Source organism: Streptomyces sp. SCUT-3 (assembly GCF_014083985.1).
Lineage (GTDB): Bacteria > Actinomycetota > Actinomycetes > Streptomycetales > Streptomycetaceae > Streptomyces_H > Streptomyces_H thermolineatus.
Window position 1 is genome coordinate 2921776 of record NZ_CP046907.1, and the last position, 18851, is coordinate 2940626.

Consider the following 18851-nt stretch of genomic DNA (forward strand, 5'->3'; position numbering starts at 1 on the left):
CCAACAACGCCTCCCATGCCCCGCACTCCGGCGACGCGACCGCGACCGCGGCCGCAGGTGCCCTGAGCCGGGCCCAGCGCCGTGCCGTCACCGAACTGCTGAGGGTGTCCCCGGTCGCCGACGACCTGGGCCGCAGGTTCGCCGACGCCGGGCACACGCTGGCCCTGGTCGGCGGTTCGGTACGGGACGCCCTGCTGGGCCGGCTGGGCAACGATCTGGACTTCACCACCGACGCCCGTCCCGAGCAGGTCCTGCGGATCGTCCGCCCCTGGGCGGACGCCGTCTGGGACGTCGGCATCGCCTTCGGCACGGTGGGCGCCCGCAAGGCCGACGCCGCCGGGAACGACTACCAGATCGAGATCACCACCTACCGGTCGGAGGCGTACGACCGCACCTCCCGCAAGCCCGAGGTTTCCTACGGCGACTCGCTCGACGAGGACCTGGTGCGTCGCGACTTCACGGTCAACGCCATGGCCGTCGTCCTGCCGGGGATCGAGTTCGTGGACCCGTACGGCGGTCTCGAGGACCTGGCCCGGCGGGTGCTGCGCACTCCGGGCACCCCGCAGGAGTCCTTCTCCGACGACCCGCTGCGGATGATGCGGGCCGCGCGCTTCGCGGCCCAGTTGGACTTCGACCCGGCCCCCGAGGTCGTGACGGCCATGGAGGACATGGCGGAGCGGATCGACATCGTCTCGGCCGAGCGGGTGCGTGACGAGTTCAACAAGCTGGTGCTGTCCGCGCAGCCCCGCAAGGGCCTGCAGATCCTGGTCGACACCGGACTGGCCGACCGGGTCTTCCCGGAGATCCCGGCCCTGCGCCTGGAGCGGGACGAGCACCACCGGCACAAGGACGTCTACCAGCACACCCTGACCGTGCTCGAACAGGCGATGGGCCTCGAGGAGGACGGGCCGGACCTGGTGCTGCGCCTGGCGGCCCTGCTGCACGACATCGGCAAGCCGAGGACGCGCCGCTTCGAGCCGGACGGGCGGGTCTCCTTCCACCACCACGAGGTCGTCGGCGCCAAGATGACCAAGTCGCGGATGATGAAGCTGAAGTACCCGAACGACCTGGTCAAGGACGTCTCCCGGCTGGTGGAGCTGCACCTGCGCTTCCACGGGTACGGCACCGGCGAGTGGACCGACTCCGCGGTCCGCCGTTACGTGCGCGACGCGGGACCGCTACTGGAACGGCTGCACAAGCTGACCCGGTCGGACTGCACCACGCGCAACAAGCGCAAGGCGGCGGCCCTGGCGCGCACCTACGACGCCCTCGAGACGCGGATCGAGCGGCTGAAGGAGCAGGAGGAGCTCGACTCCATCCGGCCCGACCTCGACGGCAACCAGATCATGCAGATCCTGGACGTTCCGCCCGGCCCGCTGGTCGGCAAGGCCTACCAGTACATGCTGGAGCAGCGGCTGGAGAACGGGCCCATGGAGCACGAGGCGTCGGTCGCGGCCCTCAAGGAGTGGTGGGCCCGCCAGGAGCACTGAGGGGCAGGAACGGTGCGGCACATGCCGAAGGCCCGTGTTTCACGTGAAACGGTCGGCTGTTTCACGTGAAACACGGGCCGGGTTCGCAGTCGCGGACGGAACCGCCGCGGCGACGGTCGCGCGGTGTGCCCCGGCGACGGTTACGGGGTTTCGGTCAGGCAGAGCACGAAGCTGGTGTCGGAGCCCCTGCGGCGCGTGATGGTCTCGGTGTAGGCGACGGTCCCCTCGGAGCACAGTTCGGTGTCCGTGGTGTCCTCGTGCACCGCGGACACGGTGAACTCGGCCTCCGCGGTCCCGCAGTCCACCACCTCCAGGTCCGGGGAGATGGTGTTGCCGTGGTTCGTCATGCAGTCGCCGACCTCTGCGGAGTCGGCGTCGTCCAGCCCGGCTATCCAGGCGATCCCGACGGCCACGAGGACGACGACCGTGCCGATCCCCTTGAGGATCCCCATGACGGACCGCCCGCCCCCGGACGGCTGGGGTGCCACGGGCGGCGGACCCCCCGTCCAGGGCTGCTGGCCCTGCTGCGGCGGGTAAGGGCCCTGCTGCTGCGGATAGGGAATCTGCTGCGGCGGGTAAGGCTGCTGCGGCTGCTGCGGCGGGCCGAACTGCGGTGGCGCATAGGGCTGCTGCTGTGGCGGCTGCGGCGGTGGGTACGCGTACCCGCCCTGCGGCGGTGCCGGCTGCTGGGGCGGATACGCGTACCCGCCCTGCGGCTGCGGCTGCTGGGGCGGATACGGTTGCGCGCCCTGCGGCGGCGGATAGGTCATCAGATTCCCCCTCGTCATGACCGAAAGCACGTACGTTAGCGGCCGGCGGGGTCGGCCGGGAAACGTGCTGCGGCCAGCGAGACGGCGCCGTGGAGCAGTGCCACGCCGACGACGAGCCCCGCCGACCGGCCGTCCGCGGGCAGGACCAGCGAGGCGACCGCCGCCGCCCCCACGAAGGCGACGTTGAAGAGCACGTCGTAGAGGGAGAAGATCCGGCCGCGGTATTCGTCGTCGACGGTGGTCTGCACGATCGTGTCGGTGGCGATCTTCGCGCCCTGGGTGGCCGCTCCCAGGACGAACGCCGCGGCCAGCACGGGCAGGGGCTCGAAGGACAGCACCGGCACCGGGACCAGCACCGCCGCCGCTGCCGCGCACACGGTGATCCATCCGGCCGTGCCGAACCGGCCCGCACCCCACGGGGTGACCAGTGCGGACAGGAAGAAACCCGCTCCGGAGACCGCCACGGCCGCCCCGAGCAGCGCGGCCCCGCCCGGCCCCCAGGCGTAGCGGCACAGCATCAGCACCATCACCGTCAGAGCCCCGTAGGCGAACCGCATCGTTGCCATGGCGGCCAGGCCGCAGGCGGCGCGCCGCCGTTCCGCCAGGTGCCGGGCTCCCGCCGCCAGGCCGCGAGCGGTGCTCGCCAGCGCCGTTCCCAGGTGCGGCAGCACCCGGTCCGGGTCGGGGCCCAGCAGCCCGACGGCCATCCGCGAGGTGGCCAGTGCCGCGCCCAGGTAGAGGGCGGCGGACACCAGCACCACCACGGCGTCGGCCCCCGCGCCCCCGCCCAGGAGGAGGTGGACGACGAACGCCGCGCCCGCACCGGTGGTGGCGGCGACCGTGCCGGCGGTCGGCGAGACGGAGTTCGCGGTGACCAGCCGGTCCCCGCCCACGACCCGGGGCAGGGAGGCGGACAGGCCGGCCAGCACGAAGCGGTTGACGCCGGTGACCACCAGGGCCGAGGCGTAGAAGAGCCAGTCGGGCGCACGGGCCGCGAGCAGGGCGGCGGTGCCGCAGGCGAGGGCGGCGCGCAGCAGGTTGCAGTACAGCAGTGTCTGGCGGCGCCGCCACCGGTCCAGGAACACACCTGCGAACGGGCCGAGGAAGGAGTAGGGGAGGAGCAGGACCGCCATGGCGGTCGCGACGGCGGCGGGCGAGGCCTGCTTCTCGGGAGAGAAGACCACGTAGGTGGCGAGGGCCGCCTGGAAGACCCCGTCGGAGGCCTGGGAGAGGACGCGGACGGTCAGCAGGCGGCGGAAGTCGCGCAGGCGGGCCAGACCGGCCAGGTCGCGCAGGAGTGGCATGGAGGGTTCCCGGGGGCGGGCGGCACCGGGGCGGGCGGCGTCGGCGGAGCGGCGCCGGGCCGCGGAACGGCGCCGGAGGCCGCGGAGCGCCGCGGTGCCGGAGGGGCGACGCCGGGCAGGTGGTGGCGGGCGGACGCCGCCGGACGTCCGAGTGGTGCCGGGCTGGGCGGCACCGCGTCGCGGGACGGCACCGCGCCGGTCACCGGGGCGGATGCCCGGCGGCCGACGCGGTGCCGCGGATCAGCGCTCGACCTCGCCGCGGATGAACTTCTCCACGTTCTCGCGGGCCTCGTCGTCGAAGTACTGCACGGGCGGCGACTTCATGAAGTACGAGGAGGCGGAGAGGATCGGGCCGCCGATGCCGCGGTCCTTGGCGATCTTCGCGGCACGCAGGGCGTCGATGATCACGCCGGCGGAGTTCGGGGAGTCCCAGACCTCGAGCTTGTACTCCAGGTTCAGCGGGACGTCGCCGAACGCGCGGCCCTCCAGGCGCACGTAGGCCCACTTGCGGTCGTCCAGCCAGGCCACGTAGTCGGACGGGCCGATGTGGACGTTCTTCTCGCCCATGTCGCGGTCGACGATCTGCGAGGTGACGGCCTGCGTCTTGGAGATCTTCTTGGACTCCAGCCGGTCGCGCTCCAGCATGTTCTTGAAGTCCATGTTGCCGCCGACGTTCAGCTGCATCGTGCGGTCGAGGATCACGCCGCGGTCCTCGAAGAGCTTCGCCATCACGCGGTGCGTGATGGTGGCGCCCACCTGCGACTTGATGTCGTCGCCGACGATCGGCACACCGGCGGCGGTGAACTTGTCCGCCCACTCCTTGGTGCCGGCGATGAACACCGGGAGCGCGTTGACGAAGGCCACGCCGGCGTCGATGGCGCACTGGGCGTAGAACTTGGCGGCGTCCTCGGAGCCCACCGGCAGGTAGCACACGAGGACGTCGGCCTGGGCGTCCTGAAGGGCCTTGACGACGTCCACCGGCTCGGCGTCGGACTCCTCGATGGTCTCCCGGTAGTACTTGCCGAGGCCGTCGAGGGTGTGGCCGCGCTGCACGGTGACGCCGGTCGGCGGCACGTCGCAGATCTTGATGGTGTTGTTCTCGCTGGCGAGGATGGCGTGCGAGAGGTCCTGCCCGACCTTCTTGGCGTCCACGTCGAAGGCGGCCACGAACTCCACGTCGCCGACGTGGTAGTCGCCGAACTGGACGTGCATCAGACCGGGCACGCGAGCGGCCGGATCGGCGTCCTTGTAGTACTCGACGCCCTGCACCAGCGATGCGGCGCAGTTGCCCACACCCACGATGGCTACGCGAACCGAACCCATTCCGGTTGCTCCCTGTGATCTCGTCAAGGCCGCGAACGGCGCGGACCTTACTTGGCGGTGTCGGACGGGTCCGGGCCTGACCTGCGGTCCCGGCTGGCCCGCTCCGTCTCGATGAGTTCGTTCAGCCAGCGGACTTCCCGCTCCACCGACTCCATGCCGTGCCGCTGCAGCTCGAGCGTGTAGTCGTCGAGCCGCTCGCGGGTGCGGGCCAGGGAGGCGCGCATCCGGTCCAGCCGCTCCTCGAGGCGGCTGCGCCGCCCCTCGAGGACACGCATGCGGACCTCGCGCTCGGTCTGGCCGAAGAAGGCGAAGCGCACACCGAAGTGCTCGTCCTCCCAGGCATCGGGGCCGGAGTGGGAGAGCAGTTCCTCGAAGTGCTCCTTCCCCTCCGCCGTGAGCCGGTAGACGATCTTCGCCCGCCGGCCGGACAGCGCGCCGGCGAGGGGGTCCTGGACCTCGGGCCCGGGCTCCTCGACCAGCCATCCGCGGCCGACCAGTGTCTTCAGGCAGGGGTAGAGGCTGCCGTAGCTGAACGCGCGGAACATTCCCAGCGAGGTGTTGAGCCGCTTGCGCAGCTCGTATCCGTGCATGGGCGATTCGCGCAGCAGGCCGAGTACCGCGAACTCGAGCACGCCGGAGCGTTTGCTCATCGTTCGCCTCCTCGTCCTGTCCTGTGATGCTGCCGGCATGTCTTTATGCCGTGCTGATGTATCGACTCGATACATCAGCACGATAGAACGGCGCGGGGCTGCGGGCAAGCACCTGCCCCGCCGGATGTTCGAAGAACGTGCGGATGCCGAACTTCGCGGGCGCGTCCGTGCCCGTTGTGGGGTGATAAGAGACTTAGTTCATGTTTTGACGGTGCGTACTCTGTTCGCCATGCAGAGCACCGGGAACCGGGGAACGCCGAGGGGCGTCCCATTCCCAAGGTGCAGTGCGCCCCCGAGGGGCGCGCGCGGGGGGACCGGAAGTCAACTGCCGCCTACAGGCGATGTCCGCCTGTCCGAGGAGTAGCTGTTCAATGAGCGAGCACCGTCGCAAGCCGCCACAGCCGTCCGGCGGCGGACGCGCCGCGGCCCGACGAGGAGCGCCGCAGCCCCCGTCCGGCCGCCGCGCGGCTCCACCGCGCGGAGCGGGTTCCGGGTCGCATTCCCCGATGAGGGACGACGACACCCGGGAGTACGGAAGCAGGGCCGAGGCACGACGCGCGGCACGGTCCGGCGGAGGGGGAGGCAGAGCCGCAGGCCGCCGCCGCGCCGCGGGCGCCGGGGCAGGGGCGGGGGCCGCGACGGCGAACGGCCGCAAGCGGCTCGTCGACTACCCGCGCCACGACCGCTATGGCTGGAAGCGCTGGGTCCCGTCCTGGAAGCAGGTCACCGGCATCTGCCTGACCGGCCTCCTCTTCCTCCTCGGCGGCTCGGCCGTGGCCTACGCCCTGGTGGAGGAGCCCAACCCCAACGAGGCGGCGGTCCAGCAGAACAACGTCTACTACTGGAAGGGCGGGTCGCGCATGGTCGCGGCCGGCAGCGACACCAACCGCCAGCGGATCGGCCTGGACGAGATGCCGACGCACCTGCAGAACGCGGTGATCGCGGCGGAGAACGACACCTTCCGGACCGACCGCGGCATCTCGGTCAAGGGCATGGCCCGCGCCGTGGTCAACATGGCCACCGGCGGCGAGACGCAGGGTGGTTCCACCATCACCCAGCAGTACGTCAAGAACATGTTCCTGACGCAGGACCAGACCATCAAGCGCAAGTTCCAGGAACTGTTCATCTCGCTCAAGCTCGGCGACCCCGAGGACAAGGACAAGGTCCTCGAGGGCTACCTGAACACCAGCTGGTTCGGGCGCAACGCCAACGGCATCCAGGCCGCCGCCCAGGCGTACTACTACAAGGACGCCGCGGACCTGGACGCCTCCGAGAGCGCCTTCCTGGCCGCCCTCCTCAAGGGCGAGGGCACCCTTAACCCGGACTACGGCCCCAAGCAGGAGAAGGCGGCCCGGGAGCGCTGGGCCTGGATCCTCGACCGCCAGGTCGAGGTCGGCCTGATGGACGCCTCGGAGCGGGCGAAGTACACCGCTGACAAATTCCCCATGCCCAAGCCGCAGAAGCCCGCGACCGGGCTGGAGGGCCAGAAGGGCTACATGGTCAACCTGGCCAACAGCTTCGTGAAGTCGGAACTGGGCATCACCGACAAGCAACTCGGCATGGGCGGTTACCAGATCTACACGACCTTCGAGAAGGAGAAGGTCGACGCCCTGGACAAGGTTGTCAAGAGGGTCCTGAAGAAGAACCTCGACCCGAAGAACCGCGAGGTGGACAACCACATCCAGGTCGGCGGGGCCTCCGTGGTCCCCGGGGACGGCGCGATCGCCGCCGTCTACGGCGGTGAGAACTACTTCAAGCACTTCACCAACAACGCCGACTACACCGGTGTCCAGGTGGGTTCCACCTACAAGCCGTTCGTCCTGGCCGCGGCCCTGGACAAGGGCGTACTCGACCCCAACGGCCCGGGACCCGACGAGCAGCCGGACGACATGCGCACCCCGGTGTCGCTGAAGAGCATCTACAACGGCGACAACAAGATCAAGCTGTACGAGTACGACCACAAGACCTACTGGCAGAACGAGGACGGCGAGCAGTGGCTGCAGCCCAACGACGGTGACGAGAGCTACGGCCCGGTCGACCTGCGTGAGGCGATGCAGTTCTCGATCAACACCCCCTTCATCCAGCTCGGCATGGACGTCGGTCTCAAGGAGGTGAAGAACGCGGCGGTGGCCGCCGGTCTGCGCGACGACCAAAGCATGGCGAGCCTCACCCCCACCTTCTCCCTCGGCACCTCCGCCCCCAGCGCCATCCGCCTGGCCAACGCCTACGGCACCTTCGCCAAGAGCGGCGAGAAGGTGGAGCCATACTCCGTCCTCAAGGTCAAGTACAACGGCGATGTGAAGTACAAGCACGAGACGAAGAAGGAGAGGGCGTTCCCCGCGGACGTCGCCGACACCGTCACGGACGCGCTGCGCACCGTCGTGGAGGAGGGCACCGGCAGCGTGGCCAAGGAGGCCAACCTCGGACGCCCGGCCGCCGGCAAGACCGGTACCACCGACGACAACAAGTCGGCCTGGTTCGCTGGCTACACCCCGCAGTTGTCCACCACGGTAGGCATGTGGCGGGTCGACTCCACCGCCAAGAGCCAGGAGTTCCTCTCCATGAACGGCGTGGCCGGTCTGGACTCGATCCACGGCGCCTCGTTCCCGGCCGAGATCTGGACCGAGTACATGAAGATCGCTCTCAAGGGCGAGCCCGTCGTGCAGTTCCCCGTGCCCCAGCCGATCGGCGATGTCGTCTACGGGCCCGGCCAGAGTCCCGAGCCCGAGCCCGAGCCGAGCGAGACGGAATCGGAGTCCCCTACCCCCGAGCCCTCGGCGTCGCCCACCAAGAAGCCGGGCAAGGACCCCAAGCCCTCCCCGAGCGCCGGTGAGACCTGCGGCATCTTCGGCTGCGTCGACACCGGAGGCAGCGGCAACGGCGGGACCACGGACGGCGGCACCACCACCGACGGCACCACCACCGGCGGCACCACCACGGACGGCGGCACCACCGACGGCACCACCACCGACGGCAGTACCACCACCGGTGGCAACGGCAACGGCAACGGAAACGGCGGCCTCTTCAGCGGCGGAGGCGGCTGACCCGGGTCCGACCCGTCACCCGGCCGCGGCCGCGGGGAGCACCTGCTCCCCGCGGCCGCGGCCTTTCGCGCACCTCCTCCCGGCGCTCCCGGTACGGGGCCGCCCCGCGCCGCCCGCCGGGGGCCGCCCCCGGCGGGTGTACGGCAGGATGGCGGCATGACGTCCGTGGACAAGAAGCCCGACGGGACCGGCGGGGGTCCCGTACGCCCGTCCGAGGAGGACCCGGTCGCCGCCGCGGCCACCGGGTTCCTGGGCGGCCCCCCCGGCCGGTACGCGGCGGTGTACCGGGGCCGGCTGACCCCGCAACTGGTCGTCGTCCTGCTGTCGGTCGGGGTGTTCGCACTGGGGATGGTGCAGAAGTTCCCCTGCTACGACGGGGCCTGGTTCTTCGGGGCCGGGGCCCAGTACACGCACGCCTGCTACTCCGACATCCCGCACCTCTTCCACGGCCGGGGCTTCGCCGAGGGGCTCGCGCCCTACTTCGACGCCATCCCGCAGGGCGTCTCGGGCGGCATGGAGTACCTGGAGTACCCGGTCCTCACCGGCCTCCTGATGGAGGTCACCTCCTGGTTCACCCCGGGCACGGGCACGATCCAGCACCGCGAGCAGGTCTTCTGGCTGGTCAACGCGGCCGCGCTGATGGCCTGCACGGCGGTCGCCGCGTTCGCAGTCGCCCGCACCCACCGCAGCCGCCCCTGGGACGCGCTGCCGTTCGCCCTCGCCCCGGCGTTCGCGCTGACCGCCACCATCAACTGGGACCTGCTGGCCGTCGCGCTGGCCGCCGTCGGCATGCTGCTGTGGTCGAGGCGGCGGCCCGGCTGGGCCGGTGTGCTCATCGGACTGGCGACCGCGGCCAAGCTGTACCCGGTGCTGCTGCTCGGACCGCTGCTGGTGCTGTGCCTGCGGGCCGGGCGGATGCGCGCGTTCGGCGCCGCGCTCGGCGGCGCGGCCGCCTCCTGGCTGGCGGTGAACCTGCCGGTGATGCTCCTCGCCTTCGACGGCTGGTCGAAGTTCTACACCTTCAGCCAGGAGCGCGGTGAGGACTACGGCTCGATCTGGCTGATCGTCATGCAGACCCGCGGCAGGGCCCTGGAGCACGTCAACGTCTACGCCACCGGCACCATGCTGCTGATGTGCGCCGGGATCGCCGCGCTGTGCCTGTACGCCCCGCGTCGCCCGCGCTTCGCGCAGACGGCCTTCCTGGTGGTCGCCGCGTTCGTCCTCAGCAACAAGGTCTACTCGCCGCAGTACGTGCTGTGGCTGGTCCCGCTGGCCGCCCTGGCCCGCCCCAGGTGGCGGGACTTCCTCGTCTGGCAGGCCTGCGAGGTCGTGTACTTCCTCGGCATCTGGATGTACCTCGCCCACACCACCAGCGGCGACAAGAACCAGGGGCTGCCCCAGGAGGGCTACCACTTGGCGATCGCCGTCCACCTGCTCGGGACGCTCTACCTGTGCGCCGTGGTGGTCCGCGACATCCTCTTCCCCGACCGGGACCCGGTCCGCCGCGGCGGCCTCGACGACCCCTCGGGCGGCGTCCTGGACGGCACCCCTGACCGCTTCGCCCTGCACCGCCTCCACGCCGCCCCCGGGGCCGGGGAGGACGACGGCCGGTCCGGCGGCGTCACCACAGTCCGGTGGGGCACCCGGGCCCCCCGTCCGTCCCCGGTCCTGCCGTCCCCGGCCCTGCCGTACGCGGGGCCGGACGACGGGCCGGACCGGCCGCCGGGGCGCTGACCGCCGGGCCCGGAGCACACGAGGAGGGGGCGGCCGCCGGAAGGATCCGGCGGCCGCCCCCTCCGTCCGTGCACGGGACGCGGACCCGCCCTGTCACCCGCTGGGCGCCTCGCTGCGCGCCCGCCCTGCGGACCCGCTGGGCGGTCCGCTCAGCGGTCGACGAGGCGGTCGTACTGGGTCGTGGTGTGCCGCAGGTGCGCCACCAGCTCGTCGCCCACGGCGGGCGGGGCGACGTCGGCGGGCAGGAAGAGGATCGAGACCTGCATGTGCGGCGGCTCGGCGAACCAGCGCTGCTTGCCCGCCCACACGAACGGCGACAGGTTGCGGTTGACGGTGGCCAGTCCGGCCCGTGCCACGCCCTTCGCCCGGGGCATCACCCCGTGCATCGCCTTGGGCGCCTCCAGGCCCACGCCGTGCGACGTGCCGCCGGCCACGACGACCAGGTGGCCGTCGCCGGTGGCACGCTGCTGGCGGTAGCCGTAGCGGTCGCCCTTCGCGACCCGTGTGACGTCCAGCACCGCGCCCCGGTACTCGGTCGCCTCGTGGTCGCCCAGCCACAGCCGGGTCCCTATCCGGGCCCGGAAGCGCGTCTGCGGGAACTGCTGCTGCAGCCGCGCCTGCTCGTCGGCCTTGAGGTGGCTGACGAACATGGTGTGCAGCGGCAGGCGGGCGGCCCGCAGCCGCTCCATCCACTGGAAGACCTCCTCCACCGCGTCCGAGCCGTCGGTGCGGTCCAGGGGGAGGTGGATGGCGAAGCCCTCGAGCCGCACGTCCTCGATGGCGGCGTGCAGCTTGTCCAGGTCCTCCTCGGACACGCCGTGCCGCTTCATGCTGCTCATGACCTCGACGACCACCCGGGCGCCGACCAGTCCGCGCACGCCCTCGACCGAGGAGACCGAGCGGATCGCCCGGTCCGGCAGCGGCACCGGCTCCTCGCCCAGCCGGTACGGGGTGAGGACGAGCAGGTCGCCGCCGAACCAGTCCTTCATCCGGGCGGCCTCGTACGTCGTGCCGACGGCCAGGACGTCCGCCCCCATGCGGACGGCCTCCTCCGCCAGGCGTTCGTGGCCGAAACCGTAGCCGTTCCCCTTGCACACCGGGACCAGACCCGGGAATGCCTCCAGCACGCTGTGCTGATGCGCACGCCAGCGTGCGGTGTCGACGTACAGGGTGAGCGCCATGGCCGGTTCAGTGACCTCTCTCGTGTCGGGTGGAAACCGTGCGGCTCAGCGACGCGACATGTAGATGTCGAGTGCCTTGTGCAGCAGCTTGTTGAGGGGGAAGTCCCACTCGCCCACGTACTCCGCGGCCTGCCCACCCGTACCCAGCTTGAACTGGATCAGGCCGAAGAGGTGGTCGTTCTCGTCCAGACTGCCACCGATTCCGCGCAGGTCGTAGACGTGGGCACCGAGTGCGTAGGCGTCGCGCATCATCCGCCACTGGACGGCGTTGCTCGGCCGCACCTCGCGCTTGTGGTTGGCGCTGGCGCCGTAGGAGTACCAGACGTGGCCGCCGACGATCAGCATGGTGGTCGCGGCCAGCGCCTCGCCCTCGTGCACGGCCAGGTACAGGCGCATGCGGTTGGGGTCCTCGGTGTTGAGGGCCGTCCACATCCGCTGGAAGTAGGACAGCGGGCGCGGGCGGAAGCCGTCGCGCTCGGCGGTGACCTCGTACAGCTTCTGCCAGGTGGGCAGGTCGTCGTAGCCGCCCTGGACGACCTCGACGCCGGCCTTCTCGGCCTTCTTGATGTTGCGGCGCCACAGCTGGTTGAAGCCCTTGTGGATGTCCTCCAGGGAGCGGTCGGCCAGCGGGACCTGGAAGACGTAGCGCGGCTGCACGTCGCCGAAGCCGGCGCCGCCGTCCTCGCCCTGCTGCCAGCCCATGCGGCGCAGCCGCTCGTTGAGCTCGAAGGCGCGCGGCTCGATGAACGACGCCTCGACCTCGCGCAGGGACTTCGCCTGCTTCTTGGCGATGGCGTCCTTGATGACGGGGGCGTCCCAGCGGCGGATGACGACCGGGGGGCCCATCTTCACCGAGAAGGCGCCCTGCTCCTTCAGGTGGGCCAGCATCGGTTCCAGCCAGTCCTCGAGGCGGGGGTCGAACCAGTCGATGACCGGGCCCTCGGGCAGGTAGGCCAGGTACCGCTTGATCTTCGGCAGCTGCCGGTAGAGGACCAGGCCGGCTCCCACCAGTTCGCCGGACGCGTCGAACCAGCCGAGGTTCTCGGAGCGCCACTCCGCCTTCACGTCCGCCCATGCCGGGACCTGCATGTGGCTCGCCGAGGGGCGGCTGTTGATAAACGCCAGGTGCTCCTGACGGCTGATGGTCCTCAGGGTCAAGCTCATGCGGGGCGCTCCTACCGGCCTCTATGTCTGTCCGCCGAAGCCTACTGCGAGGTGGGAACGCCCCGGTCTGCCGGACGGGTTCCCGGGCCCGGGCGGGCGTACGGCCCCGCACGGACGGGGGGCCGTGCGGGGCCGTACGGGGGTGGACCGGAAGGGCGGGGGGAAAGGGTCAAAAGGGGTGGGGCCGGAAGGGGGCCGGTCGGGTTATCCGAGCAGGCCCCCGAAGAGCCCGCCGTTGGACATGCCGAGGAAGAAGCCGAGCGCCGAGGCGCCGAGGCCGACGACCAGGATGCTCCGTTCCCCCGTCGTCGCCGAGATCATCTGCCCGTAGGCGCCGGCGAGGACGCCGAACAGGCCCGCCCACGAGCTGACCAGGTGCAGGTCCGGGAACGCGGCGGTGATCAGGGCGACCAGTCCCAGGACGAGGGTCGCGGCGGCGAAGGTGTTCTCCTTCGGGTGCTCCTTGATGTCGCGGTTGATCAGGGCGAGGGGGCTCTGCGAACGCAGTGTCTGTGCCATGGGGACCTCCGTGAGGGGAAGGCGGCGCACGGTGTGTGGCGCCTTTTCCACCCGATGTGTCCAGGTTGCCCGCATTGGTCAGGTGATTTCAAGCGGCGGGTCGCGGGCGGGTACTCTGTACGGTCTGCACCGGTGTCTGCCCGGACGCCGTCGACGGCCGGTTCCCCGTTCCGTTGTCGGTGGTCCGCAGTACCGTTGCGACGCGAGAAACCCTCCTGCCACGGAGAGACCGTGGCCGTTGAGTCCAGAGGAGGTGGGTTCACATGCGTCACTACGAGGTGATGGTCATCCTCGACCCCGATCTCGAGGAGCGCGCAGTCGCCCCGCTGATCGAGAACTTCCTTTCCGTCGTCCGCGAGGGCAACGGCAAGGTGGAGAAGGTCGACACCTGGGGCCGTCGTCGTCTCTCGTACGAGATCAACAAGAAGCCCGAGGGCATCTACTCGGTCATCGACCTGCAGGCCGAGCCCGCGGTGGTCAAGGAGCTCGACCGCCAGCTCAACCTGAACGAGTCGGTCCTGAGGACCAAGGTCCTCCGCCCGGACATGCACTGAGCCCCTAGGGCTCGGTCCACGACCGGCACATCCGTGCAGTAAGCACGGACGAGCAGCCAGCACACCCGCCGAGAGGTCACCCAACCATGGCAGGCGAGACCGTCATCACGATCGTCGGCAACCTTGTCGACGATCCCGAGCTGCGATTCACCCCGTCCGGTGCGGCGGTCGCGAAGTTCCGCATCGCGTCCACCCCCCGCACCTTCGACCGGCAGACCAACGAGTGGAAGGACGGCGAGAGCCTCTTCCTCACGTGCAGTGTCTGGCGGCAGGCGGCGGAGAACGTGGCCGAGACGCTGCAGCGCGGCATGCGCGTCATCGTCCAGGGCCGGCTCAAGCAGCGGACCTACGAGGACCGTGAGGGCGTCAAGCGGACGGTCGTCGACCTCGAGGCCGACGAGGTCGGGGTCAGCCTCCGCAACGCGACCGCCAAGGTCACCAAGACCACCGGTCGCGGCGGCCAGGGCGGCTACGGCGGCGGGGGCGGCGGCCAGCAGGGCGGCGGCTGGGGCGGCGGCCCCGGCGGCGGCCAGGCCGGCGGCGCCCAGGCCGACGACCCGTGGGCCACCGGTGCCCCTGCCGGCGGCGGCCAGCCCGCCGGTGGCGGCGGCGGTGGTGGCTGGGGCGGCGGCTCCGGCGGCGGCTACTCGGACGAGCCCCCCTTCTAGCCCGGCCCCGGGCCTGCCGGCCCGGACCGCGCACGAAGGGCGGGCCACACCGCACTTCTTGTTACCCGTACTGGAGAAGAGACAATGGCCAAGGCGCCTGCTCGCAAGCCTAAGAAGAAGGTTTGCGTGTTCTGCAAGGAGAAGATCTCCTACGTCGACTACAAGGACACGAACCTGCTGCGGAAGTTCATCTCCGACCGCGGCAAGATCCGTGCCCGCCGGGTCACCGGCAACTGCACCCAGCACCAGCGCGACGTCGCCACCGCTGTGAAGAACAGCCGTGAGATGGCGCTGCTGCCCTACACCTCGACCGCTCGCTGAGAGAGGGTGACCGAAGCATGAAGATCATCCTCACCAACGAGGTCAGCGGCCTCGGTGCCGCCGGTGACGTCGTGGACGTCAAGGACGGCTACGCCCGCAACTACCTGGTCCCGCGCGGTTTCGCGATCCGCTGGACCAAGGGCGGCGAGAAGGACGTCGAGCAGATCCGCCGCGCGCGGCGGATCCGTGAGATCCAGACCCTCGAGCAGGCCAACGAGATCAAGGGCCGCATCGAGGGCGTCAAGGTGCGCCTGAGCACCCGCGCCGGCGAGGCCGGCCGCCTGTTCGGCTCCGTCACCCCGGCCGACATCGCCTCGGCGATCAAGGCCGCCGGTGGTCCGGACGTCGACAAGCGCCGCATCGAGCTGGGCGCGCCGATCAAGGTCGTCGGTTCGCACAAGATCTCCGTGCGTCTGCACCCGGAGGTCTCCGCCAACCTCGACCTCGAGGTCGTCGCCGCCTGAAGCAGGGCAGCGTGACAGTCCCTCAGGGGCCGGTACCCGTCCGGGTGCCGGCCCCTGAGGCGTCCGCGGGCCCGGCGGGCACCACCGCCGGGGCGCGCCCCGGGCCGGGCGTTCACCGGACCGGGCGCGCACCGGGTCGGGTGCGTACGGGGGCAGGCGCGAACGGGTCAGGCGCGAACGGCGCCCGTGACGATCCACCGCCCCGACCTGGCGCGCCACCCCAGTGAGGCCATCCGGACCAGCATGAACAGGCCCATCGCCCACCACAGCGCGGTCAGGCCGCCGCCCAGCGCCAGGACGGCCAGGGCCGCGGGTGCGAAGGCCACCAGCGTCACCAGCATGGCCCCGGCGAGGAAGGGTCCGTCCCCGGCGCCCATCAGCACCCCGTCGAGGACGAAGACCACGCCGCTGACCGGCTGGACGAGCGCCACCACCAGCAGGGCGGGCATCAGCTCCGCGCGCACCGCGGCGTCGCCGGTGAACAGCGGGACGACCGCGGGGCGGGCCAGTGCCAGCAGCACGCCCAGCACGGCCCCGGAGACCACGCCCCACCGGACCATCCGGCGGCAGGCGTCCCGCGCGCCCTCGGCGTCGTCCGCCCCCAGGTGGCGGCCGATGATCGCCTGGCCGGCGATGGCGATGGCGTCCAGGGCGAACGCCAGCAGGCTCCACAGGCCCAGGACCACCTGGTGCGCGGCGACGTCGGCGTCGCCGAGCCGGGCCGCGACCGCGGTGGCGATCATCAGGACGGCGCGCAGGCTCAGGGTCCGCACCAGCAGCGGCACCCCCGCCGTGGCCGAGGCGCGGATCCCCGGGGCGTCGGGCCGCAGGGGCACGCCGTGCCGCCGCGCGCCGCGGACCACCACGGTGAGGTAGGCCGCCGCCATGCCCCACTGGGCGAGCACGGTCCCCCACGCGGAACCGGCGATGCCCAGGCCGGCGCCGTACACCAGGACCACGTTGAGCACCGCGTTGGCGCCGAACCCGGCGACGGCCACCACGAGGGGGGTCCGGGTGTTCTGCAGGCCGCGCAGCACTCCGGTGGCGGCGAGCACGACCAGCATCGCCGGGACGCCGAGGGCGCTGACGCGCAGGTAGGTGACGGCGTGCGGGGCGGCGGTGGCGGAGGCGCCGAACAGCTCCACCAGCGGGGGCGCGAGGGGCAGGGCGGCCGCGAGGACGAGCGCGCCGAGGAGGACGGCGAGCCAGATGCCGTCGATGCCCTGGCGGAGGGCGGCGGCGAGGTCGCCCGCGCCGAGGCGTCGGGCGACGGCGGCCGTGGTGGCGTAGGCCAGGAAGACGAAGACGTTGACGGCGCTCGTCAGGAGGGCGGCGGCTACGCCGAGGCCGGCGAGCTGCGGGGTGCCGAGGTGCCCGACGACGGCGGAGTCGACCAGGACGAAGAGGGGTTCGGCCACCAGTGCGCCGAAGGCGGGCAGGGCGAGCGCGAGGATCTCGCGGTCGTGACGGCGCGTGGAGGTGGAGGCCCGGTGCATGGGTGCAGGATAACCATCCACAGGTAATACATGAAATTGAGGGATGGTCCTTACTGTTGGGCGCACAGGGTGATGAGTGGCGCACCGTTTGTCGTGATCTTCGTCCGGTCGGGAAAGTTTTTCTCGTGCACAGGGAGGGGGCGCCGAAGATGCAGGTCAGAGCCCTGTACATCAGATGATTGTGTGCTTGTCCACAGCTCTTTCCCCCGAGCTGTGCACAGGTTGGGAGGGCTTCTCCACAGTCTGGGGCCGGTCGTCCACAAGGCCTGTGGATAACTGTCTTTGCCCAGGCCGCCCGCCACCCCTACCGTGTAGCGGCGCCCCTCCTCCGCCCGCTCCGCGAGTCCGACTCGCCGGACGGGGAGCCGGGCTGCCCATGTGTCAGAGCTGTGCCGTAGGAAAGAGGGGCACGGCGCGGCAGGTCGTCCGCTTCGCGGACGGGAGGAGGTGCGGGGTTGAACCAGCCCGAGCACGGTGGGGGCCACCCGGTCGCGCCCTTGGACGAGCCGTGGCCCGACGAGCCGGACTTCCCCGACAGCCCCTCCGACCTCCTGCCCGTCGCCCGCTACCGCCGTGACGGCGACGGGCGCGACGGCGGCCGGGGCCGCGGCGACCGCGGACGGGGCCGGTCCGGGGACCGGGACGGCGACCGCGACGGCTTCGCGGCGGGCGGCTTCGAGCGGGTTCCCCCGCAGGACCTGGCCGCGGAGCAGTCCGTGCTCGGCGGGATGATGCTCTCCAAGGACGCCATCGCCGACGTCGTCGAGGTCATCAAGGGCGACGACTTCTACCGGCCGGCCCATGAGACCATCTACGCGGCCATCTGCGACCTCTACGGCCGCGGCGAGCCCGCCGACCCCATCACCGTCGCCGCCGAGCTCACCAAGCGCGGCGAGCTCGGCCGGGTCGGCGGCGCCTCCTACCTGCACACCCTGGTCTCCACCGTCCCCACCGCGGCCAACGCCGAGTACTACGCCGAGATCGTCCACGAGCGCGCCGTCCTGCGCCGCCTGGTCGAGGCCGGCACCCGCATCACCCAGATGGGATACGCGGCGGACGGCGACGTCGACGAGATCGTCAACTCCGCCCAGGCCGAGATCTACGCCGTCACCGAGCAGCGCACCAACGAGGACTACGCGCCGCTGGCCGACATCATGGAGGGCGCGCTCGACGAGATCGAGGCCATCGGCTCGCGCAGCGGCCAGATGTCCGGCGTCCCCACCGGCTTCACCGACCTCGACTCCCTGACCAACGGCCTCCACCCCGGCCAGATGATCGTCGTCGCGGCCCGTCCCGCGATGGGAAAGTCCACGCTCGCCCTGGACTTCGCGCGGGCGTGCTCGATCGCCAACGGCCTGCCCAGCGTCGTGTTCTCCCTGGAGATGGGGCGCAACGAGATCGCGATGCGCCTGCTGTCCGCCGAGGCGCGGGTCGCGCTGCACCACATGCGCTCCGGCAACATGACGGACGACGACTGGACCCGGCTGGCCCGCCGCATGCCCGAGGTCTCCGCCGCCCCGCTGTACATCGACGACTCGCCGAACCTGTCGATGATGGAGATCCGCGCCAAGTGCCGCCGCCTCAAGCAGCGCAACGACCTGCGGATGGTCGTCATCGACTACCTCCAGCTGATGCAGTCCGGAGGCTCGCGCCGGCCCGAGAGCCGCCAACAGGAGGTCTCGGACATGTCCCGGAACCTCAAGCTCCTGGCCAAGGAGCTGGAGCTGCCGGTCATCGCGCTCTCCCAGCTCAACCGAGGCCCCGAGCAGCGCACCGACAAGAAGCCCATGGTCTCCGACCTGCGCGAGTCGGGATCGATCGAGCAGGACGCCGACATGGTCATCCTCCTGCACCGCGAGGACGCCTACGAGAAGGAGTCCCCGCGCGCGGGCGAGGCCGACCTGATCGTGGCCAAGCACCGAAACGGCCCGACGGCGACCATCACCGTGGCCTTCCAGGGCCACTACTCCCGCTTCGTCGACATGGCCGGGAACATGTAGCGACCGCTGCGGGTTCTCGAGTCCCGTGTCGTTTCAGCCGCAACGTCGTCCGACCGGCCGATCTGACACGGGATTGAGGACCGCAGGCCACTGCCCTCCCTTGTCCGGGTGGCCTTGCACCGGTTCGGACGCGACAGCAGAGACCTTCCCGTCCGGCCTCGGACTGCAG

The 18851-nt window shown here is 71.1% G+C and carries 16 protein-coding genes; 8 read left to right on the forward strand and 8 right to left on the reverse strand.

Annotated elements, in window-relative coordinates; genetic code table 11:
- Positions 1-62: 62 nt before the first annotated feature.
- Positions 63-1490 carry a CCA tRNA nucleotidyltransferase gene (locus tag GQS52_RS12820; RefSeq protein ID WP_259371110.1) on the forward strand — a complete coding sequence of 476 codons (1428 nt, stop codon included), beginning with the start codon at positions 63-65 and terminating at the stop codon, positions 1488-1490.
- Between the two features lie 140 nt (positions 1491-1630).
- Here GQS52_RS12820 and GQS52_RS12825 read toward each other — a convergent pair whose 3' ends face one another.
- The 4 genes from GQS52_RS12825 to GQS52_RS12840 form a co-directional block, all read right to left on the reverse strand.
- Positions 1631-1942, reverse strand: a complete 312-nt coding sequence (locus tag GQS52_RS12825) for a hypothetical protein (RefSeq protein ID WP_182313588.1) — start codon at positions 1940-1942, stop codon at positions 1631-1633.
- A gap of 353 nt (positions 1943-2295) precedes the next feature.
- On the reverse strand, positions 2296-3564 hold the full coding sequence (locus GQS52_RS12830; protein WP_182313589.1) for an MFS transporter: 1269 nt from the start codon (positions 3562-3564) through the stop codon (positions 2296-2298).
- A gap of 240 nt (positions 3565-3804) precedes the next feature.
- On the reverse strand, positions 3805-4887 hold the full coding sequence (locus GQS52_RS12835) for an inositol-3-phosphate synthase (RefSeq protein WP_182313590.1): 1083 nt from the start codon (positions 4885-4887) through the stop codon (positions 3805-3807).
- Between the two features lie 47 nt (positions 4888-4934).
- A complete protein-coding gene (locus GQS52_RS12840; protein ID WP_182313591.1) occupies positions 4935-5537 on the reverse strand; it encodes a PadR family transcriptional regulator in 603 nt (200 codons plus the stop codon).
- 506 nt (positions 5538-6043) lie between these two features.
- Between GQS52_RS12840 and GQS52_RS12845 the strand changes: the two genes are divergently transcribed.
- Both GQS52_RS12845 and GQS52_RS12850 read left to right on the forward strand, forming a co-directional pair.
- Positions 6044-8581 carry a transglycosylase domain-containing protein gene (locus GQS52_RS12845; RefSeq protein ID WP_346268237.1) on the forward strand — a complete coding sequence of 846 codons (2538 nt, stop codon included), beginning with the start codon at positions 6044-6046 and terminating at the stop codon, positions 8579-8581.
- 156 nt (positions 8582-8737) lie between these two features.
- Positions 8738-10315 (forward strand): glycosyltransferase 87 family protein, encoded by a 1578-nt coding sequence (locus tag GQS52_RS12850; protein WP_182313593.1) that lies wholly within the window; start codon positions 8738-8740, stop codon positions 10313-10315.
- Positions 10316-10464: 149 nt separating this feature from the next.
- On the opposite strand, the gene GQS52_RS12855 is transcribed toward GQS52_RS12850, so the two are convergent.
- The 3 genes from GQS52_RS12855 to GQS52_RS12865 form a co-directional block, all read right to left on the reverse strand.
- On the reverse strand, positions 10465-11496 hold the full coding sequence (locus GQS52_RS12855) for an alanine racemase (RefSeq protein ID WP_182313594.1): 1032 nt from the start codon (positions 11494-11496) through the stop codon (positions 10465-10467).
- A 45-nt stretch (positions 11497-11541) separates the two neighbouring features.
- Positions 11542-12660 (reverse strand): peptidoglycan bridge formation glycyltransferase FemA/FemB family protein, encoded by a 1119-nt coding sequence (locus GQS52_RS12860; protein WP_182313595.1) that lies wholly within the window; start codon positions 12658-12660, stop codon positions 11542-11544.
- A gap of 204 nt (positions 12661-12864) precedes the next feature.
- A complete protein-coding gene (locus tag GQS52_RS12865) occupies positions 12865-13179 on the reverse strand; it encodes a hypothetical protein (protein WP_182313596.1) in 315 nt (104 codons plus the stop codon).
- Between the two features lie 263 nt (positions 13180-13442).
- Here GQS52_RS12865 and rpsF point away from each other — a divergent pair, with 263 nt between their 5' ends.
- The 4 genes from rpsF (at position 13443) to rplI (ending at position 15186) form a co-directional block, all read left to right on the forward strand.
- On the forward strand, positions 13443-13733 hold the full coding sequence (gene rpsF, locus GQS52_RS12870) for a 30S ribosomal protein S6 (protein ID WP_182313597.1): 291 nt from the start codon (positions 13443-13445) through the stop codon (positions 13731-13733).
- Between the two features lie 86 nt (positions 13734-13819).
- Positions 13820-14401 (forward strand): single-stranded DNA-binding protein, encoded by a 582-nt coding sequence (locus GQS52_RS12875; protein ID WP_182313598.1) that lies wholly within the window; start codon positions 13820-13822, stop codon positions 14399-14401.
- 84 nt (positions 14402-14485) lie between these two features.
- Positions 14486-14722 (forward strand): 30S ribosomal protein S18, encoded by a 237-nt coding sequence (rpsR, locus tag GQS52_RS12880; protein ID WP_143647570.1) that lies wholly within the window; start codon positions 14486-14488, stop codon positions 14720-14722.
- A 17-nt stretch (positions 14723-14739) separates the two neighbouring features.
- On the forward strand, positions 14740-15186 hold the full coding sequence (gene rplI, locus GQS52_RS12885; protein WP_182313599.1) for a 50S ribosomal protein L9: 447 nt from the start codon (positions 14740-14742) through the stop codon (positions 15184-15186).
- 167 nt (positions 15187-15353) lie between these two features.
- Here rplI and GQS52_RS12890 read toward each other — a convergent pair whose 3' ends face one another.
- Positions 15354-16682, reverse strand: a complete 1329-nt coding sequence (locus GQS52_RS12890) for an MATE family efflux transporter (RefSeq protein ID WP_182313600.1) — start codon at positions 16680-16682, stop codon at positions 15354-15356.
- Positions 16683-17179: 497 nt separating this feature from the next.
- Between GQS52_RS12890 and dnaB the strand changes: the two genes are divergently transcribed.
- Positions 17180-18682, forward strand: coding sequence for a replicative DNA helicase (gene dnaB / locus GQS52_RS12895; protein WP_182316406.1), 1503 nt, complete (start codon positions 17180-17182; stop codon positions 18680-18682).
- Positions 18683-18851 lie beyond the last annotated feature (169 nt).